The following is a 21,921-nucleotide window of genomic DNA, read 5'->3' as shown; positions in this document are numbered from 1 at the left end:
ACCTATGACTTGTATACTGCGTTCCTAAAGTACTGTGTAGAATAATCTCATCAGCCGTCTTTATAAGATACTAGAAGTTTTGTTGACTTTTTAATTTTTACATTATTATAACGAGAAATTTAGTAAAATAATCCATACTCTTATAAAGTTTCATTTTAAGAGTATGGATTATTTAAATTATTATTTAATAAAAGATTTTAATATATCTTCATGGTTATCCACTTTACCTGTAATAATAAGCTCATAATAAATATCATTTTGCTTCCATAGATAATAAGTATGTTCTACAATATCATCAGGACCATAAGAATTAACCATATTAAAGGTAAGAACTTTAACATTATTTACTTTTAGCGAGCTTGTTTTAGAACGCTTACTTTCATTAGAAGATAAAGGATTATTTAAATTACCTCCATCGTCTATGCCACTTTCCACATTTTTTTCTAAAGCTTCATAACTAGAGCCATCTTTCTGTTGTCTAAAATCGATAGTTGGTACACGTCCACTATTAGTAGGTAAAGATAGAGTACTTTTCTGTCTATAAGTTGTGTTCAAAAATATATCTTCATTTTGATCGGACACTTCTCCTTCAGAATGTTCAAATATATATAACTGTGATGATATAGCTATAAAGTCTTCAGATATACTTAGAGGAAAACTAGGTAGAAAATTAAGATGTTCTTTAGCTGTTATTAAGTCTTTTTTATCATATATATTAAAAAAATTTTTAGTTCTATATTTATCTTTAAATACATCCTTAGAATTTTTTAATGATGCAACTATTTTTTCCATATCTTCGAAACTAATAACTTCACCGAAAGAACGATCATATTGAATTGCATACCATGTATCTTTTTCCTTCCACACAAAATATCTCTCCGCGCGTGCATCGTTTAATACTTCTTTAGAATCTTTAGGTTTTCCAGTTGAACTAGTTGTTATAGTAAAATTTGTACCATTTATATTAGAAATACTAAAAGGTTCTTCTTTATAATCTACTATAGTTTCAGAATGTTCACCGCTTTTTCTTTTTTCAGTATTAACATTCTCTATCATATCGTTTCTTGTATTTTTAAGACTCTCGATGATATCTTTTTTTGAAGTTAAAAAATCAAAGTGTACCCCTATGCCTTCGAAATTATCGAAACGTATATTTACAAGATTGTCCTCTCTATTAAAAGATATTCCGTTAAACTCAGTTTCTTGCGGAAAATAATCGGGTACTTTAAATTCAAAATCCACGAAATCACTTGCCCTATCTAGAGTATTAAATAAAAGATTTTCTTTATCTGAGTATAGTTTAAAATCTTCACTATCTTCTTTTCCTACATTTTGACTTACTGATGCACTTATATTAGAGTTTACTATATTACCTTCAGCTCCTACTAGTGTTGCAGATCCCACTAAGGTAAGAAGTATAACACTTACTGTAGATAACTTATATGAACCTTTTTTAAAATGTTTTATCATCATAATTCTCCTTTCAATTTGCGTACTACTCTCATAAAAGCATAAATTAAGATTGTTTCTATAATCACTATTAAAAAAAACTTTGGAAAAGTTTAATATAGTCATTCCATATTCTATAGATTCATGATCTTCAAGAACCTCTAGTACATAACCATCACACGATAACTCTCTGTCATCTCTCATTTTTTTCATTGCAAACCATATAACTGGATTAAACCAATGAAAAGATATAGCTAATATAGAAAGTAAGTTAGATAGTAAATCTTTTCTTTTGTAATGAGCAAGCTCGTGTAAAATAATATGTAGCAACTCTTGATCTGTAGACATATCTAAAACATATTTAGGAATATAAATTCTGGGATTTAGAACTCCATATATAAAGGGACTTTTAAATTCACTATTACAATAAATAGAAATATTTTTACTTAGGTCTAACTTGTCCTTAGATATTTCTAATATATGCTCAATATGTGGATTATTAACTTTATAAAATTCTCTTGTATTGTTCTTAAATTTTAAAGTAATTGAAAGAACAAATATAGATATAGTGTTAAATCCAATAATCCATATATATGAAGATATTTTTATTATTTTTTCGATAGAATCTTTTTCTTGTTCCTTAAATTCATATAATAGTTTTTCTATTTTTAAGAATTTACTCTTTAAAGTGTCTTCTTCATACATCTTCTTGGTATTGGCTTCACTATTATCATTTAATCTAGATATGATATCAGCTCTATCTCCTTTAATATCTTTTTTAAAACTATCATTAGAAGTTAAAGATTGAGATAAATCAGATTTTTCATAATCTATTATGTTTTTATAGCTTTCTGATACAATATCTATTAAGTCTAAAGGACTTCCAATAGATATTGGAAGTAGAAGTCTTATTAATATCAGAAACCATAAAACATGCTGAAGCCTAGGACTAAGATAATTTTTAAAGAGCTTTTTTATAGCTAATATAAATATTGTCATAATAGTAGCTATAAGCGAAGAGTATAAAACCCATAGTAAAGCCTTTTCAAGTATGTTCATATAAATACTTCCTTTTAAATTATTCTTCTAGTTCACTTTTTTTCTCTTCTAAAATTTTCTGGAGTCTTTCAATTTCTTTTTCTGATAGTTTCTCATCTTCTAAAAATTTCGAAAAAAGCATACTAACAGCTCCATTATAGACTTTTTCAAGAAAAGATTTATTTTCTGATTTTACATACTGATCATAAGAAACTAAAGGATAGTAAAGATAACTTCTACCAGACTTCTCAAATGATATTACTTGTTTATTTAGAAGTCTATTTATAAAAGTTTTTATAGTTTGATGTGACCAGTTCATTCTATCTGATAAAGAAGAAATTATTTCATTAGCAGATAAAGGACTACTTTCCCAAAGAAGCTTCATAACTTCTAATTCAGATTCGGATATTTGAAAATTATTACTCATAGTAGAATACCTCCATACAATAAAATTTACATGTGTAAATCTTAAGTATAGTTTACAGTTGTAAATGGAAAATGTCAAGATTAAATTAAATAAAAGGGGGAAATATTGAAAAACATGAAGAGCAAATGGATGCTTATTGAAAAAAACTGTTTTATAAAGAGTACGGAGGGCCGTATCATAATTGATAGTAATCCTTGCAATGGTGATGTCTTGATAAATTTAAAGAAAGAATAAATAAATAACTTGGTGATTTAAAACAAGTAATTTCAATATAAAAAATCAACTAGCACAACGAATTAATTTAGAGGGTTAATTCATTTTTATAATTAATTATAAAAATATAAAAAATTTTATGAAAACATGTAATGAAATGAAAAGTTATACGTATTAACATATGAAGATGCTTAGCTAAGTGAAAGTGAAGAAAGGAGGAATGTTGAGGTATGCATCAAGCTACTCTATTTAACAATTTAAATAAAGAAAAAGTTCTAGACGTCCAAGGACATGTTAAACAAGAAGATTTTACTTATATATTTGAAGTTTATTATAAAAGGGTTTACAACTATATATACTATCGAGTTAATTGTCATTACACAGCAGAAGACTTGACAAGTAAAGTATTTGAAAAAATTATAATAAAAAAACACACTTACTCTGATAAGAAATCACCATTTGAAGTATGGGTGTTTGCCATAGCTAGAAATGCGATAAATGACTATTTTAGGAGTATAAAAAAACATAATTTATTTTCTATAGATGCAATTAAGGAGCTAGTATCGAGAAAGAAAACACCAGAAGACATCATGGTAGGCCTAGATACAAAAGATGAACTTTTGGAAGCTTTAAATACTTTAGATGAGAGAGATAGAAATATAGTAGCACTTAAATTTGGTGCAGAGTTAAAAAATAAAGAAATTGCAGACATATTACATATCACTGAAAGTAATGTTGGTGTGATAATTTATAGGTCAATGAAAAAGCTAAAAAAAGAAATAGAAAGAGAGGGATAGGTATGAATAAAAAAAGTATAGAAGATAGGTTTTCTATAGATATGGACACCTATCTTAATGGAACAAAAAATGAAAGTCAATTAAAATCTGAAGAATATAATGAACTTTTAGAACTAGGAAAGAAATTAGTAGATAATGATTTTAGTAAAGATAGTAATAAAGAGGCTGTGTTTAATAAAGCTCTAAAAAATATAAATGAATACAAGGGAGATAATATTATGAAAAGTTCAAGAAAATCAAAACGTTTAACTACTATAGCGGCGTCAATCACATTAGTATGTGTAGTAAGTGTTTCTTTAACTCAGACATCATTTGGTCAGGATCTAATGGGAAAAGTGATAAAGAAAATATCTTTAGGTCATATAGCAGCTATACAAGAAGAGGCATCTAAACAAGAGTCATTTGTTGTGCCATCAGAGTTAAAAGGAAAGATTTTTGATGAAGATGGAAATGAAGTAAAGGAATTTTCAAAAAAATATAAAGGAAAATACTATACATCTGATGGTGAAGAAATTGAAGATATGTCAGGTGGTACTATTACTACTGTAGCTGAATATGAGAAAGAAAGAAAAGAAACGACATTAGTAGTTAAAAACTCTGATGAATTAAATAAGTACACTTGCTTTAATGTTATACTTCCAAGTTATTTACCAGAAGGATATGAGTTTGATAGGGCAGAGTTTTATAAAAATGCGGATGGGGTTGTAAAGGGTACTAAGTATATTGATCTATATTTTAAAGATGGGAAAAAAGAAATATTTATGCAACAAAGATTTGCTGATGAAGAAACAGGATATGTAGATGGAACAGATGGAAAAATAGAAAAGATAAAAATTAATGATGTAGACGCTATACTGATGGATAATAGAAATATTGACTGGGAATATAATGGTGTAATTTACGGGATAAGTGGAAGAGGAGAAGTTACAAAGAGTGAACTAATAAAGATAGCAGAATCTATTAAGTAATTATTTAGATATTTAAAGAGTATTATATATTACAAAGAGGAAAAAGGAATCTCATATGAAAGAGATTCCTTTTTCTTTTATCTGAAGACATATAGAGTATATTTATAATAACTTTACTTAACTGTAGTTACTATTAGAGAAATATATATTTATTATCAGAGAATTAATTAAAATAATATGGATATTAGCATATGTTTACAGTGTAATTATTGTATTGTCTATTAAAGATTTAATCTTAAGAAAGAATAGATGTTATGGTAGATTCTGTTATTAAATATCTATTAGAAAATATTGATAAATACTATGGAGCGGTTATAAATCACATTTCAATCAGTATAGTAGCAATTCTTATAGGAATTTTAATATCTATACCGTTAGAGATTATATGCTTTAAGACTTCAAAAATATCTAATTACATAATGAACTTATTTAATTTGCTAAGGATTATTCCTAGTCTAGCTATCCTTTATAGCATCAGTAATAAGTGCAGGAGAATTAGGCGTTATTTTATTTGATGTACTTAGAATTAATTATATTCCCAAAATTTTATGGCGAACAATAATGTCATCTTGATTAGTCTTTTTAGCTAACTAAATAATAAGTACACTGGAAGAAAGATCTAGACTAAAAGCTCAAGGAGAATATAAACTTAATGAGATAATGAATCTTGAAACAAATTAAGGTTATAAGAGGAAATACACTAAGATATAAAGAAGAGAGGTAAGAAGTATTATTAATATTGCTCGAAGATGGTAAAAATCAGATAGGACTAGGACTAAGGCTACTAGGTTTAGCCAGAAGCTTGTGTTAGAAAATATATGCTGAATATAAGGAGGTATCATTATGACAAAGTTTAAAGATTATGAGTATGTTAGACCTAATTTAGATGAAATAAGTAAAGAATTTAATCACTTACTTAATAGGTTTTCTAAATCAAGATCTTTTAGAGAACAAAGCATGGTTGTAGAAGAAATAAATAAGATAAGAGATACAGTAGATACTATGACTAGCTTAGTGTATATCAGACATTCCATTAATACAGAAGATGAATTTTATGAAAAAGAGCAAAATTTTATTGATGAAAATATTCCTAAGTATGAAGGTCTTATTTCAAAGTACTATAAAGCATTAGTCAATTCAAAATTCAGAAGAAGGTTACAAAGAGAATGGGGAAGTCAATTATTTAAATTAGCAGAGCTCAAACTAAAGACTTTTTCAGAGGAAATAATAGAAGATTTAGTTAAAGAGAATAAGCTAGTAACAGAGTATGATAAACTTATTGCTTCTGCTAAAATTAAATTTGAAGGGGAGGAAAGGAACTTAAGCCAGATGACTCCATTTATCCAGTCAAAAGATAGACGAAAAAGAAAAAAAGCACAGGAGTCTTATATAAACTTCTTTAAATCTAATGAATCTAAATTCGATGAAATCTATGATAATTTAGTGAAAGTTAGACATACAATAGCTAAAAAATTAGGATATGATAATTTCGTAGAACTCGGTTATGCTCGTCTATCTAGATCTGATTATGATTCAAAACTAGTAGCAAACTATAGAAAGCAAGTATATGAAGATTTAGTTCCACTGGTAGTAGAACTGAAAGATAGACAAAAAAATAGATTGGGATTAAATGAATTGAAATATTTTGATGAGCCATTAGAGTATTTAACTGGAAACGCAACTCCTAAGGGCGATGAGAGCTGGATTATTGAGAAAGGTAAACAAATGTACAAAGAGCTTTCTAAAGAAACAGATGAGTTTTTCATATTTATGGTAGAAAAAGAGCTATTAGATTTAACAAGCAAAAAAGGAAAGATGGGAGGAGGTTATTGTACACATATTCCTAACTATAAATCCCCTTTTATTTTTGCAAACTTTAACGGAACTAGTGGGGATGTTGATGTTCTAACTCATGAAGCAGGTCATGCTTTTCAGTCTTATTTAAGTATGGATTTTAAAATACCAGAATATGCATCTCCAACTTATGAAGCTTGTGAGATACACTCTATGAGTATGGAATTTATAACATGGCCTTGGATGGAATTACTATTTGAACATGAGGTAGATAAGTATAAATTTAGCCATTTAAGTGGAGCAATAAATTTTATTCCTTACGGAGTAACTGTCGATGAGTTCCAGCATTTTGTATATGAAAACCCAGATGCAACTCCTCAGGAACGAAAAAACAAATGGAGAGAGATAGAGAAGAAATACCTACCATTTAGAGATTATGAAAATAATGATTTTCTAAGTAGGGGTGGGTACTGGTTTAAACAAGGACACATATTCGCAAGCCCTTTCTACTATATAGATTATACATTAGCTCAAGTGTGTGCATTCCAATTTTGGATAAAAACTAGAGAAAATAGGGAATCAGCTTGGAATGACTATATAAGACTTTGCAAAGCTAGAGGAAGTAAATCTTTCTTAGAACTAGTAGAATTAGCTAAGCTAAAAAATCCATTTGTTGATGGTACTATTAAAGAAGTTGTAGAACCTATTAAGGAATGGCTTGATTCGATAGATGACAGTAAATTCTAATATTCTAATTCATCTTTAAAGAAGTGAAAGTAAGGTTTCCATTACGGTACTTTGGAAGATGATTAATTTTAGAATGTACTCAAGTTATATAAATAATTTAAAATAGAAAATTAGAACTTAGTAAGGTATTTATAAATGAACATAGGGATACTATCAAACTTTTTTAAAGTTTATTGATAGTAATCCCATAATTATATTAGTAATGAGAGTTAGCTCTTAAATAAAATCTAAAAGTTCATGTCTTTAGGATATTTAACATATAGTATTATTATTTAGAATGACTCAATGAGTACCTCCATAGTTCCACCACAAACCATACCTTCAGACTCTGCTACTTCCCCTGTCATGTCAACATGTTCAGTAGCATATCCTTTATTCAGTATAACGTCTCTCGCTATATTTATTATACCACCTTCACTACATCCTCCACCTATACTTCCCATAGTCCTACCATCATACCAAACAATCATTTTAGCTCCTGCTTTTCTAGGTACAGAACCTTTTGAGGAAGTAATAGTTACAAGTGCTTTTGGATCTTCAGTTTTAGTCATTTCTTCAATTACATCAGGGTCAAACTCTGGCCAATTGGATTTTTTAATGAAATTGCTACTTTTTCCTTTTCGTCTAAAGCTAATAACTTCAGCTATTATAGAGACTGCTATTTCTTCCGGAGTAACAGCACCTATATGTAGACCAATAGGAGAGTTTACTCTATCTAATTGTTCTTGAGAGAATCCCTCGCTTAATAATTGATCCATAACTCCTTTTACTCTACGTTTCGATCCTATCATACCTACGTACTTTAGATCATAGCCTAAGGATTTACGTAAACAAAGTCCATCATACTTATGGCCTCTTGTTACAATTACAATAAAGTCGGATTTATGTGGCTTAATAGTTTCGAATGCATTTTCAAAGCTGTCGCAAATAACCTGACTAGCTTTAGGAAAACGATTGGAGTTTGCGAAAAACGGACGGTCATCAACAACTACAACAGAGAATCCAACTTTATCTCCAAATTCTGATAGAGGACTAGCGATGTGTCCACCTCCGAAAATAATAAGACGAGGTTTAGGGAAGTAGGGTTCAATTAAAATTAGTTCACCATTTTCATTATCTATAAACTCTGGATAACCGGATTCTAATGTAAAAAATATTTTTTCAATTAAAGTTTCTTTATTATCTATAGAATTAAGATTTTCCTTAATATTATTTTCAGTTAATACTATTTTTTTCTTAATGTTACCACTTTTTTTATCAACAGGATCCATAAAAGTTAATAGAACTGAATTATGACCATAGGCTAGTTTATCTAATAAATCTTTATAGATATCTTCATACAAAATAATCACCACCTAATTTATTTTACAAAACTAAATATAAATGATAGGTTAAAAATTTATCATAGTTTCTAATTATATAAATTCATTATATTAAAGATTATAATGGATTACAAGTGTGTTAAAATATAGTTTATGCAAGGATATTCCATATTAGATTAATATATGAAAAACATTTATAATAAAAAACTATCAATATTTTAAATATTGATAGTTTTATTATAAATATTAAACTTATGATTTTTTAAACACGAGTAACTGAATTCATAGAAGGTTCTACTCTTGTTGGAATTTTATCTTTTCCCTTAATAGTATACTTCTTAGAATTTATTATTTGAACATAATCTTCACTTTCTTTTTTATTAACTAGAGAATTTGTAAGACCAGTATGATTTGTAAAAGTATTTTTTTTAGACATAATAATGTCACCTCCATAAAGAGTTAAAGATATTATTAAAATTATTTAAATAGATTTGCCTCGATAGGAGTTCCAGGTGTTGAATCTAACATATTTTCACTAATATCATTATTTTTAGAACTTGCTATTTTATTATAATTATAATGATTTAACCTTTTTCTACTAAAAGTAAAATCTTTATATCCATTATTTTTATTAAACTTAGTATTTTTTCTAGTTGACATAAAAAGTTCTCTCCTCTCTATGATAAACTTTTACATAAACATATAAGATTAATTATAGCTAAACTTCTAAATATCTTAACTTACAATAATATTATCCGTAAAAAACAATGGGAATATTCTATGAAATTAATTGAAAAGAATAAACGTAAATGACTAATAGAAATAGAGATGATAAAATGATATTAAAGATAATTTTGGTATAATATTTTTTTGACAGAAAGGATAAAATATGTGTACTGTATTTGGAAAACGTGAGAGAGCAAAATTAATTATAGGCAGAAGTTTTGATTGGGTTCAATATGGTGGAAATATATGCTTTGTTCCATCTTACAGGAGCTATGGTGTAAATACTATAGGATGTTGTTTTATAGAGCAAATGGGAAGTGATAGAGCTTATGAAGGTATAAATGAAGAAGGACTTTTTGTAGCAGTTGTTGCACTTCCAACGAGAAAAGAAGAAGAGAGGAAACTAACACCTTTAAATATAAACAGTTTAAGTATGGTCAGATATATATTAGAAAGAGCTAGATTTGTAGAAGAAGCTCTCTTCATAGTTAAAAGCTTTACAATAGATTATAAAATAAGATATGGTTGGCCAAAAGTTCAATACTTTTTTGCGGATATTCAAAACAATATTGGAATATACGAAGAAGGAGTATATGAAGAAAATACTTCTTTAAATATAGGAGAGTATAAACTATTAACAAACAAGTCAGTTACAAGTAATATAAATTGTAATAGATATAATAAAGTAAAAGATGCTTTACAAAAACATATAACTATAAATGAAGATAATTGCATGGATGTAATATCTATGGTAAAGCAAGAAGATTTAACTGCTTGGAGTAGCACATACGATATAAATAGTAAGAGCTTTTCTATATGTATAGAGCAGAATTTTAATGATAAATATAACTTTGAGTTAGAGAAGTGCTTAAAAAAAGGAAAATATTCTGTAGACTTTGCAGAATTAAAATTAAATTCTAAGGTTATGAAGAGAAAAAGAAATAAAGGATTTATAGAATTAGAAATATTCAAATAAAATAAGACTCAAAAGCTTAGAAGCTTTTGAGTCTTATTTTTGTAAACTATCTCTGAGTACTTGCAGCTTTTTCCTGACTAGAAATAAATCCAGCATATCTTGCAAGTACATATATAACTATAATAACAGAAACTACTTCTTCAAATTTAACTAAATACTTAAGTGAAGCAATTGCATTATCACTAGTTATTAGAAAGGCATTAACTTTCTTTAGAGATATAGCACTAATTACAATTGGGAATGTGAAGGCTCCATAGCTAGGATAGAACTTTAACTTCAACAATTTTGGCATGTATAGAAGTACAGCTAAAAATATAACTTGAGATAATATCGTTAAGAATACAATCATACCAATGTTTTTGTCTTGAAAAGCATCTATATATCCAGCTAGGCAAAGACTTCCTGGTGCTGCAAAAATTGCAATAGTAGGTAGTGCAGGTTCAGGAATATTTTTAACTTTTATAACTCTATAAGCTACTATAGGTAATAGTACTATATAGGATATAAAGCCAAACCAAAACAAACCTTGTCCTATACTATCTAAACCATATAACGACGCAGTCATACTTGCGATTACAATACCAACGTAAACTACAAAATAGCTAGGAAATACTTTTTTTATATCAAAGTTAAGAATAAACATCTTAGTAAAGTAAACTATTAAAATACAGTGAATTACTAAACCTAAAATCCAAATAGTGAAAGATAATGTTGGCAAGTATGGTTTTATATAAGTAGATAAAACCATCATTCCCATAGGGAAAGTTGCTGATACACCAGCTATAACAGGATTTTTTAAATCTTCACATACAGTCTTTGACGTAGTTAATACTTTTAAAACAAGTCCTAAAAATATTACAGAAGATATAATACCAAATATATTCCTATATATATATCCATAAGACATTAACAGATTTCCTGTTGAAGCTAGTCCTAACATTAATGCCGAAATAGGAACAGGTAACTTTTTTATTATATTCATCCTTTCAAAACCCCTTTTCGAATTCTATACTAAGCTTCAGCTTTACTTAAATATGCTTCATCAGGATTTACTGTACCGTCTTCTACAAGCTTATTAGCTATCCATTCTGCGACTAATCCTGTTATTTCAATACAGTGTTTTTTTCTTTCTGGAGAAGTAAAATCATAGCCTTTAACAAGCACTCTACAACATGTACTTTTATAAGTGTCTTTTATAAAGTCATGTAATTGTGCAGCTGCTGGAAACATCTCCTCAGCCATAGGATCTCCGTGATTTCTTCCGTGAACCATTCCTAGAGCCATTTGACCACCACTAATAGCACCACATACACAGCCTGATTTTCCCATACCAATAGGGAATCCCGATGCTAACTTTGTTATTTCTTTTGGAAAAGGCCAACCAAGTAATTCATTTATAGTGTGTATAACTGCTTCAGAGCAGAAAAATTCTCCTCTTTCGAAATAACCTTCTGCAATACTTTTTGCTTTTGCAACAACTTCTTGTTTATTCATAAAAACACTCCTTTTTAGTAATACACTGGAATTTAATTTGACAAGACTATACCACTCACGAATTAATTCTATAAGAAAGAAAAGTAGAAATCTATAAATATAGGGATAATCTATAGACAAAAATATTTCAATAGATTTATTTTATAACTATTATTTTCAAAAAAATATTTATTTCTCATAACATCACATTCTAATAATAAATAGTGCCAAATGAGTAAATATTATTGTTAAATATAAATTATTTATGGAAGGAGTAAAAAATGAAAGCAATAGTTTATGAGGGTATAAAAGATGTAAAAGTAAAAGAGGTTCCAGATCCTTCAATAGAAGAACATGATGATATAATAGTTAAGGTTACTTCAACTGCTATATGTGGTTCTGATTTACATCTAGTTCATGGGTTTGTTCCAGATTTGCCTAAAGGATTTGTACTAGGTCACGAAACTATGGGTATAGTAGAGGAGATTGGGAAAGGAGTAACAAAAGTAAAAAAAGGTGATAGAGTAATTGTTCCGTTCCCTGTGTCTTGCGGTCATTGTTGGTATTGTGATCATGATTTATGGAGTCAGTGTGATAATTCAAATGAAAATAGAGAAGTAGGAGGACTAATTGGATTTGGCAATAACTTTGGTGGATATGATGGAGGTCAAGCAGAGTATATAAGAGTTCCATATGCTAATGTAGGACCAACAGTAATTCCAGAAGAACTAACTGATGAACAAGTGTTATTTTTAACAGATATTCTTCCTACTTCACTATGGGGAGTAGAAAATGGTAATGTAAAGCTAGGGGATACGGTTGTAGTATTAGGATGTGGACCTGTAGGATTATTAGCACAAAAATGGGCTATATATAAAGGCGCTAGTAGGGTAATAGCTGTAGATTATATAGACTATAGATTAAAACACGCAAAGCTTAATAACCAAGTGGAAGTAGTAAACTTTAGGGATTATGATAACACAGGAGAATATATAAAAGAAATTACAAATGGTGGAGCAGATGTTGTCATAGACTGTGTTGGTATGGATGGAAAGATGTCAGCTATAGAAAAAGTTGAGAGTTTTCTGAAGCTTCAGGGTGGATCAAAATCTGCAATTGAAATTGCTACTCAAGCTGTAAGAAAAGGAGGAACTGTTTCAATGGTAGGAGTCTATGGAGCAAGATACAATAATTTTCCACTAGGAGATTTTTTCTCAAGAAACATCACACTTAAAATGGGTCAATGTCCTGCTCATTCTTATGTTGATCCTATATTAAAGCTAATTAAGGAAGGAAAATTTGATGCTACAGATATAATTACTCATAAACTTTCTCTAAGTAAAGGTGAGCATGCATACAATATTTTTGATGGAAAAAAGGATAATTGTATAAAAGTAATACTTAAGCCTTAAAAATAAATATAAGGATTCAGATAGAGAAAAATATTAAACTGAATAATTGCTATTAATTATTACTATATGTTAAAGTTTTTTCTCTATCTGAATATATCAACAGATTTTCTTTCAAATTAGCTTTACACATTTGGATATTTGCTGTTTTTAGGAATATTGTTTATAACCATAGCAATGAGTACTACAACAGAAGCTCCTACCCCTACTGGAACAAATGGAAAGAGGTAACCTAGATTATGGATATTAGTGCCTCCAATCACTGCAGTTAGAGCTGTTGCTCCTCCTGGAGGATGAAGAGTTTTTGTAAGTAGCATAACAACAATAGATGTTGACACTGCTACTGAAGATGCAAGCCATATATGACTACCAAACAGTTTATAAGATATTACTCCTACTATGGCTGATAACATATGACCACATATTATGTTTTTAGGTTGAGCTAATGGACTTTCCATGACTCCAAATGCCATAACCGCTGAAGCTCCAAAGGACGCTATCATCATAGTGAAAGCTCCATCAGAAAGAATGTGCAGGTAATCATGTACATATCCAATTAGTGATATTGTTAAAAATGAACCTATCCAAGCCCATAACATATTTTTAATTCGTATGCTTTTTAAATATGCTTTTAATCCTATTAGTTGTTTGTTTTTTTCTTTAAATTGATTCAATTTCTTATCTCCTTAAAATAACTATAGAATCTATGATTAATCCATATAATTTTATACTATTGTAAAATATAATTCAATAGAACAACTTAATAGTATATCCATGATTATGTAATTACTTTTTTATATTTTTCACTTAGTAGAATAAAAATTAAATATTAAATATATTAATTAGTGTGCACAGTAATATATAAATAATTTTGACAATATGGTAATTATGTACATTGGTATATCTAAATACAACTAATCCCATATGCTTTTAGGAATTTTTTATTGATTGTTATACTTGTACTATGCTAATATGGTTATGAGAATATATAAGGAAGGTGATAAATATGAATGACACTTTTTTAATACTTATTAATATAGCTATTATGATTGGATTTATTTTCGTTCTTTACAAAATGCAAAAGAAATATCTTTCATTTACAAAAAGAGTAATGACTGCTTTAGTAATAGGTATTATATTTGGTTTAGTTTTACAATTTATATATGGGGTATCATCAGATGTAGTTAAGGAGTCTAATAATTGGTTTAGTGTTATAGGTAATGGATATGTAAGACTATTAAAAATGATAGTTATGCCACTTATTATAGTGAGCATTATATCTGCTATAATTAATCTTAAAAATGAAAGTTCTCTTAAAAAAATAGGGGGACAGATTATTGGGGCTTTAGTACTTTTAACTTTAGTTGCTGCAATTGTAGGAGTAATAACTTCATTTGCCTTTGGACTAACAGCAGAAGGACTAAAATCAGGAGAAACAGAGATAAGCAGAGGAGAGCAGCTAGAAAAAACATTAACAGAGTATCAGGAAGGAACTGTTCAGGAGAAATTAGTAGGGGTAATTCCTACAAATCCTTTCTATGCTATGACAGGCCAAGAGAGCACAGCTACTTTATCTGTAGTAATATTTTCAAGTTTTATTGGTATAGCAGTATTAGGAATTAAAAACAAACGACCAGAGTCAGCTAAAGTTTTTACTGATTTTATAAACTCTATTCATGATGTAGTTATGAGAATGGTAACATTAATTTTAAGATTAACACCGTATGGAGTGTTGGCACTTATGACAAACGTGACTTCAACTAGCGATTTTAATCAAATCTTAAAATTACTAAAATTTGTAGTAGCTTCATATGTAGCTATTATTATTATGTTTATAATACAAATGATTTTCATAGCTTTAACAGGATTAAGTCCAATTAAATTTATCAAAAAATCATTACCGGTATTAACATTTGCATTTACTTCACGTACAAGTGCAGGAGCAATACCTCTAAACATAGAGGCTCAGGTTAAGAAACTAGGTGTACCTGAAGCATTTGCTAACTTATCAGCGTCTTTTGGAGCATCTATAGGTCAAAATGGATGTGCAGGAATATATCCTGCAATGTTAGCTATTATGATTGCACCAACAGTAGGTATAGATCCATTAAGTATAGGTTTTATAGTTAAATTAGTATTAGTAGTTGCCATTAGTTCATTTGGAGTAGCAGGAGTAGGTGGTGGAGCAACATTCGCAGCTCTTATTGTACTCTCGACAATGGGATTACCAGTTGGACTTGTAGGTTTACTTATATCTATAGAGCCATTAATAGATATGGGAAGAACAGCATTAAATGTAAGTGGATCAATGACAGCAGGTGTTATAACAAGTAAGCTTATGAACGAAATAGATGTTCAAACTTACAATAAAGAAATTGCTGATACACAAGAATCTTAAATTAATAAAAAAGTGAATTTATACAAAGACTATTTTCTAAGGGGAATTTTTAAAAAAAATTAGAAAATAGTCTTTTTTATTTTACAAATATTACAAATACTTAACGTATAGTTAAAGTTAACATGACAACATATTTAATAAGTATTAAATAAAAGGGAGGGAATGATGTGTATAATAGGTCATCGAGAATACCAAGCTTTTTATTAGCTCTAACTTTATTGCTGGTGTATATTATTAACTTTAGCCCTAGTAATATAGTGCATGGTGAAAAGGAAGTTACTGAAATAACTATAGTTCATACCAACGATATTCATGGAAGAATAAAAGAAGATAATTCATCTATAGGCTTAATTAAAGTAGATGCAAAGATAAAAGAGCTAAAGGAAAAACATTCTAATAGAGTTATGATATTAGATGCAGGAGATACTTTACATGGTCTTCCTATAATCGGTATTTCAAAGGGAGAAGCAATGATAGATATAATGAACACAGTTAATTACAATGCAATGGTACCTGGAAATCATGACTTTAATTATGGCAAAGATAGACTACTAGAGCTAAGTAAAAAAGCAAACTTTCCAATAATAGCAACGAATATATATAAAGAAGATGGCGAGAGACTATTCAGTCCATATGTGATAAAAGAAATAGATGGAATAAGATTAGGCATATTTGGACTATCTACTCCAGAAACACTGTATAAGACTAATCCTAGGAATGTTGAAGGACTGGAAATCAAAAGTCCAATAGAGGAAGCGAGAAAAATAATAAAAGAGCTAAAATATAAAGAAGAAGTAGATGTAGTTATCGCTTTAACTCATCTGGGTATGGATAAATCAACAGAAAGTCAAAATAGAAGTGATGAACTAGCCAAACAAGTAGATGGAATAGATATAATTATAGATGGTCATAGTCATACGACTTTAGAACAAGGTAAAAAAGTAAATGACACATTAATAGTGCAAACAGGTGAATATACAAAAAACATAGGAACAATAAATATAAAAATAGATAAATCTAATGGGAAAAAGAAGATAGTATCACAAGGTAAATTAATAACTAAAGAACAAACTAAAGATTTAAAAGAAGATATGAAGTTAAAGAAAGTGATAGAAAAAATAGAGAAAGAAAATGAGAAAGTAACGTCTAAGGTAGTTGGAAAATCAGAGGTTATGTTAGATGGAGAGAGGGAAAATGTAAGAGCTAAGGAAACTAACTTAGGAAATTTAATAGCAGATTCAATGATAGATGCTACAGGAGCAGATATAGCCATAACAAATGGTGGTGGAATAAGATCTTCTATAGATATGGGAGAGATTACAAAACGAGATATTATAACTGCCTTACCATTTGGAAACTATGTAGTAACAAAAGAGGTAAAAGGAATAGACATACTTAAATCCCTAGAATACGGAGTGTCAGACTATCCTAATCCTAAAGGTGCATTTCCACATGTAGGAGGAATTAAGTTTAAAATAGATACTTCAAAAGAGTCAGGAAATAGAGTACATGATGTAACTATAAAAGGAAAAAAACTAGATTTAGATAGAAAGTATGTATTAGCTACAAATGATTTTATAGCAGCTGGTGGTGATAATTACACTATGTTTAAAGACTATAAGATACTTAATGAATACTTAGGTTTAGACGAAATATTAACATCTTATATTGAAAAGAAAGGAAAAATCAATATTAAGGTTGGCGGAAGGATAACAGAAGCTACTAAGAAGACTGAATCAAACCATAATTTAGAACCTTCAATAAATGATTTTAGTAAATATAATAAAACATTTAATGATATAGATAATTCATGGGCAAAAAGTTATATTGAGTTATTATCATCTAGGAACATAGTACGCGGAGTTGATAATAATAACTTTAAACCAGATGAAAAGGTCACTAGAGCACAGTTTATAGAAACACTTGTTAATTCATTAGATTTAAAAAAAGGAAAAAATAAAGTCTCGTTTAGAGATATAGAAGAGAAAGATTGGTATAAAGATCATATAGAAATTGCGGCAAGTATAGGAATTGTAGAAGGATACGGCGAAGACTTCATGCCGAACAATTATATAACTAGAGAAGAAATGGTAACATTAGTAACAAGATCACTAGAGCATATGAATGACAGTAAAAATTATGAGGAAAAAGATTTGTCATTTAAAGATAAAGACAGTATATCGGATTGGGCTAAAAGTTCGATAAAGGTATCTGTAAATAAGGAATTGGTAAATGGACTAGAATCAGATATATTTTTACCAAAGGAAGAAGCAACTAAGGCTCAATCTGCCACTATTATATATAGAATGTTAAAGTATATGAATAAAATATAGTAGAAATGGTATTTTTGAGCTCTTTTTTAAGCAAGTTTTAATAGAAATTTGCTTTAAGAAGGAGTTTTTTTATATGATATAATTAACATAAATAATAAGTGAAAGCTATAAATTAGTAGTTTGAATAAGATTAAAGTTAGGAGGGATGTATTGTGTGTGAAAATGAGTTGTCAAACTGGTTAAAACTAGCAGATGAAAATTTAGTAGACTCTATAGTACATAGAGTTAAGAGTATTAAAAGTGGAAAACTATATGAAACTGAAAACTATATAATATATACAATTGGTGTTGATAGTGAAGATGGACACCTTAATGGTGCATTTTGTTTCAATGATGATTATGCAGAAGAGATGCTTAATGAGGCAGAGAAGTTCTTTAAAACTACTAATTTTAGTTATTCAGTTTGGATAAGAGATCATGAAGATTATAAGCTTGAAAAGATACTTAAACAAAAGGGATTAAAACCAAAACGGGAACCAGGATCGTCAGTAATGATAATAAATGAAAAGATAGACTTATTAGAACTACCTGATGGATTTGAACTAAAACGAGTTAATTCGGAAAAGGAAATAAAGGATTTCGCACTAGTAACGAAAAATGCTTTCGATAAAACTGATGAAGTTATAGAGTGCATGTTTAGCTCAAATAAAACACTAATTGATTCTAATGTTATATCTTTTGTAATCTATAAGAACGATGAACCTGTTGCAACTGCATTAACAGTAATGTCAGATCGCATAGCAGGAATTTACTGGGTAGGAACTATTGAAGATGCGAGAGGTCAAGGACTAGGAGGATACATAGCACAAGTAGCTACAAATATAGGATTTGAATTAGGAGCAGAAGCTGTAATTTTACAGGCATCTGCTGTTGGAGAAAGAGTATATAATAAACTAGGATATAAGAAGATTACTTTATATAGGTCATACCTGATTAAGTAACCATATATTCTTATAAAATTTAATAAATTTTTTTACAGGAGTGGTAATGATGGCACAAGTGAAGACAAATGCAATGAGAATTTTGGATAGTAAGAAAATAGATTATAAAGTAATTACCTATGATAATAAGGATGGCAAAATAGATGGAGTATCAGTAGCAGAGAAAATAGGAAAAAGTGTAGAAAGTGTATATAAGACGTTAGTTGCACAGGGTACAAGCAAAGAAATCTATGTTTTTATAATACCAGTAATAGAAGAATTAGATCTAAAAAAAGCTTCTAAGGTAACTGGAAAAAAGAAAATAGAAATGATAGCAGTAAATGATATAACAAAACATACAGGGTATATAAGAGGAGGCTGTTCACCTGTTGGAATGAAGAAGCTATATAAAACTTTTATAAACAATAGTGCTGAATCTTTAGAGACAATTGTAGTTAGTGGGGGCAAAATCGGCATTCAAATAGAACTTTTACCGAATGATTTATTAAAGGCGATAGATGGTAAGTTTGGAGATATAATAAAATAATAGATTTTAAGAAGCGACTATATATAATTATGAAATGTAAAAATCATAAATATATATAGTTTTTTTATAGGATTTTTTTAAGACAACCATGTATAGAAAAAATCTATAGACTTATATATGACTATAAAAAATATGGAGATAAGAAAATAAGTGCTAATAGTATGATAGAATTTTATATGATATTTTTTACTATTAGGGGTGGAAACTATGGAAAATACAAAAGTAAATGCAATTTGTGGGGTATGTCCAGGAGGGTGTGCTATAGAAGCTGAAGTAAAAGATGGAGTACTAGTTGATGTAAAACCGAATAAGGAAGCACCTTTTGGTACAATGTGTATACGTGGTAAGGCAGCAGCTGAAATTGTCTATTCTAAAGATAGAATAAACAAGCCATTGATACGTATTGGAAAAAGAGGAGAAGGTAAATTTCGTGAAGCTGAGTGGGATGAAGCACTTGATTATGTTACAGATAAGATGAAAGAACTTAAAAATAAATATGGCGCTGAATCTATAATAAGCCACTCTGGAAGAGGAGTCTTTGAACAATCTTTTTCTGAAATAGATAATGTACTTGGAACAAAGTTTTTATGGGAATTTGGTTCACCTAATGTATCTAGTGTAGGTTCTCTTTGTTATCAATCATTTGGTGTATTTGCACCTATGACAACTTATGGATTAATGGGATACAATATAGAACCAGAGTACGAAAATACTAATTTAATAGTAATATGGGGAGCAAATCCAGTAACTGACTCACCTCCATTTTCATTTCATCAAATAATGAAAGCTAAAGAACAGGGTAAAAAAATAATCGTAATAGACCATATGAAAAGTGATATTGCAAAGAGAGCAGATGAATGGATACCTATAAGATCAGGAACTGATGGAGCATTAGCACTAGGAGTTATTAATGTAATAATTCAGGAAAAATTATATGATAAAGAATTTATTGAGAAATGGACAGTTGGATTTAAAGAATTAAAAGAGTATGTAACTAAGTTTACTCCGGAAGAAGTGGAACGTATAACTAAAGTACCAAAAGACAGAGTAGTTTCTCTAGCAAGAGAAATTGCAACGGCTAATCATGCAACACTACGTACTTATACAGGTCTAGAATATACTAATAGTGGAGTACAAAATATTCGTGCTGTTTATATATTATGGGCATTATCAGGAAATATTGATGTACCTGGAGGTATTTACTTCAAACCACAATCTGTAATAAAAAAGGATATTAAAAAACCAAGTCATGTAAAGGCTATCGGAGCTAGTGAATATCCTGTATTTTACGATTTAACAGATGATGCTCAATTTATGGAGTTTCCAAAGGCAGTTTTAGACAGCAATCCATATAAAATTAGAGGTCTATTGAACATTGGATCATCTATACTTACGTCATATCCACAACCAAATATTTACGAAAAAGCATTTAAAGAATTAGATTTAATGGTTGTAATAGATCGCTTTATGACTAAAGATGCTCTATTCGCTGATGTTGTACTTCCAGCTACAACACACTTTGAAATAGATTCATATCAAAGATATCCAGGATATGCACGTTTACGTCGGAAAGTAATTGAGCCTGTGGGACAAGCTAGAAATGATATGCTAATTCTTGGTGAGTTAGCTAATAGACTAGGTTTTGGACATTTATATCCTCAAACAGAAGAAGAAATTATTGAAAAAGCTTTTTCGGGTAATCCAGAACTACTTAAGAAATTAAGAGAAAGTGAAGATGGAGTTGAAGTACCGATACCTGAATGCAAGTACAAAAAATATGAATCAGGACTGTTAAGAGGAGATGGGAAAGCAGGATTTCCTACAAAGTCAGGAAAGCTAGAGATATACTCTGAATATTTAGAGAGTTATGGTTATGATCCACTACCTAAATATATAGAGCCAATTGAGAGCCCTCTGAAATCTACAGATATATTTAAAGATTATCCTTTAATCTTAAATACTGGTGCTAGGATTCACTCAACATTTCGTTCACAGCATTTAAATATTCCAAGTTTATTAAAGCTTCAAGAGAAACCATTAGCACTTATGAATCCTGAGGATGCTGTAAGAAGGAGAATAGAAAATGGAGATCGTATAAAAGTAAAAACAAAACGTGGAGAGGTATATTTCTATGCAGATGTAAGTGATAAAGTTTTGCCAGGAACAGTAGAAGTTAATCAAGGTGGAGGATCGCCAATTCAAGTGGATGAATGGAAAGAAGGAAACGTAAACTATCTTACTGATTTAAAAAATAGAGATAATATATCAGGGTTTCCAGTTCTTAAAGCTTTGTTGTGTGAAATAGCAAAGGCATAAAGAAGTAAATAGATGTTTTATTTTAGAACTATTTTTTAAAATTATCATACACTGATTAATAGAAAAGT

The 21,921-nt window shown here is 29.3% G+C and carries 19 protein-coding genes; 11 read left to right on the top strand and 8 right to left on the bottom strand.

Translation table 11 applies throughout. The features are described from left to right. Window positions 1–180 precede the first annotated feature (180 nt). Window positions 181–2,508: a M56 family metallopeptidase gene (locus CURI_RS13480; protein WP_014968826.1), complete on the bottom strand. Its 2,328-nt coding sequence runs from the start codon at window positions 2,506–2,508 to the stop codon at window positions 181–183. A 19-nt stretch (window positions 2,509–2,527) separates the two neighbouring features. Then, window positions 2,528–2,914 (bottom strand): BlaI/MecI/CopY family transcriptional regulator, encoded by a 387-nt coding sequence (locus CURI_RS13475; RefSeq protein WP_014968825.1) that lies wholly within the window; start codon window positions 2,912–2,914, stop codon window positions 2,528–2,530. A gap of 105 nt (window positions 2,915–3,019) precedes the next feature. Here CURI_RS13475 and CURI_RS16415 point away from each other — a divergent pair, with 105 nt between their 5' ends. The 4 genes from CURI_RS16415 (at window position 3,020) to CURI_RS13460 (ending at window position 7,433) form a co-directional block, all read left to right on the top strand. After that, window positions 3,020–3,148 (top strand): hypothetical protein, encoded by a 129-nt coding sequence (locus CURI_RS16415; protein WP_266353507.1) that lies wholly within the window; start codon window positions 3,020–3,022, stop codon window positions 3,146–3,148. 209 nt (window positions 3,149–3,357) lie between these two features. Continuing rightward, window positions 3,358–3,924, top strand: coding sequence for a sigma-70 family RNA polymerase sigma factor (locus CURI_RS13470; protein WP_014968824.1), 567 nt, complete (start codon window positions 3,358–3,360; stop codon window positions 3,922–3,924). Window positions 3,925–3,926: 2 nt separating this feature from the next. Further along, a complete protein-coding gene (locus CURI_RS13465; protein WP_014968823.1) occupies window positions 3,927–4,892 on the top strand; it encodes a DUF4367 domain-containing protein in 966 nt (321 codons plus the stop codon). 843 nt (window positions 4,893–5,735) lie between these two features. Beyond that, window positions 5,736–7,433, top strand: a complete 1,698-nt coding sequence (locus CURI_RS13460) for a M3 family oligoendopeptidase (protein ID WP_014968822.1) — start codon at window positions 5,736–5,738, stop codon at window positions 7,431–7,433. A 272-nt stretch (window positions 7,434–7,705) separates the two neighbouring features. On the opposite strand, the gene CURI_RS13455 is transcribed toward CURI_RS13460, so the two are convergent. The 3 genes from CURI_RS13455 to CURI_RS13450 all read right to left on the bottom strand — a co-directional run bounded on the left by CURI_RS13455 (window position 7,706) and on the right by CURI_RS13450 (window position 9,415). Then, complete coding sequence (locus CURI_RS13455; protein WP_420805122.1) at window positions 7,706–8,785, bottom strand: XdhC family protein; 1,080 nt, start codon at window positions 8,783–8,785, stop codon at window positions 7,706–7,708. A gap of 232 nt (window positions 8,786–9,017) precedes the next feature. Further along, window positions 9,018–9,191, bottom strand: coding sequence for a hypothetical protein (locus CURI_RS15945; RefSeq protein WP_014968820.1), 174 nt, complete (start codon window positions 9,189–9,191; stop codon window positions 9,018–9,020). 41 nt (window positions 9,192–9,232) lie between these two features. Next, the gene (locus tag CURI_RS13450; protein WP_014968819.1) at window positions 9,233–9,415 is read right to left on the bottom strand and encodes a hypothetical protein; all 183 of its coding nucleotides are present in this window, start codon (window positions 9,413–9,415) and stop codon (window positions 9,233–9,235) included. A gap of 229 nt (window positions 9,416–9,644) precedes the next feature. On the opposite strand from CURI_RS13450, the gene CURI_RS13445 reads away from it, so the two are divergent. Further along, a complete protein-coding gene (locus CURI_RS13445) occupies window positions 9,645–10,457 on the top strand; it encodes a C45 family peptidase (protein WP_014968818.1) in 813 nt (270 codons plus the stop codon). A 46-nt stretch (window positions 10,458–10,503) separates the two neighbouring features. On the opposite strand, the gene CURI_RS13440 is transcribed toward CURI_RS13445, so the two are convergent. Both CURI_RS13440 and CURI_RS13435 read right to left on the bottom strand, forming a co-directional pair. After that, window positions 10,504–11,439 carry a TDT family transporter gene (locus tag CURI_RS13440; RefSeq protein WP_014968817.1) on the bottom strand — a complete coding sequence of 312 codons (936 nt, stop codon included), beginning with the start codon at window positions 11,437–11,439 and terminating at the stop codon, window positions 10,504–10,506. Window positions 11,440–11,468: 29 nt separating this feature from the next. Continuing rightward, window positions 11,469–11,951, bottom strand: coding sequence for a C-GCAxxG-C-C family protein (locus CURI_RS13435; RefSeq protein WP_014968816.1), 483 nt, complete (start codon window positions 11,949–11,951; stop codon window positions 11,469–11,471). A gap of 260 nt (window positions 11,952–12,211) precedes the next feature. Between CURI_RS13435 and CURI_RS13430 the strand changes: the two genes are divergently transcribed. After that, window positions 12,212–13,342 carry a zinc-dependent alcohol dehydrogenase gene (locus tag CURI_RS13430; RefSeq protein WP_014968815.1) on the top strand — a complete coding sequence of 377 codons (1,131 nt, stop codon included), beginning with the start codon at window positions 12,212–12,214 and terminating at the stop codon, window positions 13,340–13,342. Between the two features lie 122 nt (window positions 13,343–13,464). On the opposite strand, the gene CURI_RS13425 is transcribed toward CURI_RS13430, so the two are convergent. After that, the gene (locus tag CURI_RS13425; protein ID WP_014968814.1) at window positions 13,465–14,013 is read right to left on the bottom strand and encodes an HPP family protein; all 549 of its coding nucleotides are present in this window, start codon (window positions 14,011–14,013) and stop codon (window positions 13,465–13,467) included. Between the two features lie 332 nt (window positions 14,014–14,345). Here CURI_RS13425 and CURI_RS13420 point away from each other — a divergent pair, with 332 nt between their 5' ends. From CURI_RS13420 to CURI_RS13400, 5 genes are all read left to right on the top strand, one after another. After that, window positions 14,346–15,737, top strand: a complete 1,392-nt coding sequence (locus tag CURI_RS13420; RefSeq protein ID WP_014968813.1) for an L-cystine transporter — start codon at window positions 14,346–14,348, stop codon at window positions 15,735–15,737. 167 nt (window positions 15,738–15,904) lie between these two features. After that, window positions 15,905–18,070: a 5'-nucleotidase C-terminal domain-containing protein gene (locus CURI_RS13415; RefSeq protein WP_014968812.1), complete on the top strand. Its 2,166-nt coding sequence runs from the start codon at window positions 15,905–15,907 to the stop codon at window positions 18,068–18,070. Window positions 18,071–18,222: 152 nt separating this feature from the next. Then, window positions 18,223–19,011: a GNAT family N-acetyltransferase gene (locus CURI_RS13410; RefSeq protein WP_014968811.1), complete on the top strand. Its 789-nt coding sequence runs from the start codon at window positions 18,223–18,225 to the stop codon at window positions 19,009–19,011. A gap of 46 nt (window positions 19,012–19,057) precedes the next feature. After that, window positions 19,058–19,537 carry a Cys-tRNA(Pro) deacylase gene (gene ybaK / locus CURI_RS13405; protein WP_014968810.1) on the top strand — a complete coding sequence of 160 codons (480 nt, stop codon included), beginning with the start codon at window positions 19,058–19,060 and terminating at the stop codon, window positions 19,535–19,537. Window positions 19,538–19,744: 207 nt separating this feature from the next. Continuing rightward, window positions 19,745–21,853: a molybdopterin-containing oxidoreductase family protein gene (locus tag CURI_RS13400; RefSeq protein ID WP_014968809.1), complete on the top strand. Its 2,109-nt coding sequence runs from the start codon at window positions 19,745–19,747 to the stop codon at window positions 21,851–21,853. The last annotated feature ends 68 nt before the right edge of the window (window positions 21,854–21,921 follow it).

It is taken from the genome of Gottschalkia acidurici 9a, assembly GCF_000299355.1.
GTDB classification, from domain to species: Bacteria; Bacillota; Clostridia; order Tissierellales; family Gottschalkiaceae; genus Gottschalkia; species Gottschalkia acidurici.
This window is presented reverse-complemented; position numbering and strand designations above follow the sequence as displayed.

Bases quoted from the DNA above. Each gene is read 5' to 3' on its own strand.
- CURI_RS13435 (WP_014968816.1), bottom strand. From the start codon at position 11,951: ATGAATAAACAAGAAGTTGTTGCAAAAGCAAAAAGTATTGCAGAAGGT.
- CURI_RS13475 (WP_014968825.1), bottom strand. From the start codon at position 2,914: ATGAGTAATAATTTTCAAATATCCGAATCTGAATTAGAAGTTATGAAG.
- CURI_RS13460 (WP_014968822.1), top strand. From the start codon at position 5,736: ATGACAAAGTTTAAAGATTATGAGTATGTTAGACCTAATTTAGATGAA.
- CURI_RS13430 (WP_014968815.1), top strand. From the start codon at position 12,212: ATGAAAGCAATAGTTTATGAGGGTATAAAAGATGTAAAAGTAAAAGAG.
- CURI_RS15945 (WP_014968820.1), bottom strand. From the start codon at position 9,191: ATGTCTAAAAAAAATACTTTTACAAATCATACTGGTCTTACAAATTCT.
- CURI_RS13465 (WP_014968823.1), top strand. From the start codon at position 3,927: ATGAATAAAAAAAGTATAGAAGATAGGTTTTCTATAGATATGGACACC.
- CURI_RS13470 (WP_014968824.1), top strand. From the start codon at position 3,358: ATGCATCAAGCTACTCTATTTAACAATTTAAATAAAGAAAAAGTTCTA.
- CURI_RS13480 (WP_014968826.1), bottom strand. From the start codon at position 2,508: ATGAACATACTTGAAAAGGCTTTACTATGGGTTTTATACTCTTCGCTT.
- ybaK (WP_014968810.1), top strand. From the start codon at position 19,058: ATGATGGCACAAGTGAAGACAAATGCAATGAGAATTTTGGATAGTAAG.
- CURI_RS13400 (WP_014968809.1), top strand. From the start codon at position 19,745: ATGGAAAATACAAAAGTAAATGCAATTTGTGGGGTATGTCCAGGAGGG.
- CURI_RS13420 (WP_014968813.1), top strand. From the start codon at position 14,346: ATGAATGACACTTTTTTAATACTTATTAATATAGCTATTATGATTGGA.
- CURI_RS13450 (WP_014968819.1), bottom strand. From the start codon at position 9,415: ATGTCAACTAGAAAAAATACTAAGTTTAATAAAAATAATGGATATAAA.
- CURI_RS13445 (WP_014968818.1), top strand. From the start codon at position 9,645: ATGTGTACTGTATTTGGAAAACGTGAGAGAGCAAAATTAATTATAGGC.
- CURI_RS13440 (WP_014968817.1), bottom strand. From the start codon at position 11,439: ATGAATATAATAAAAAAGTTACCTGTTCCTATTTCGGCATTAATGTTA.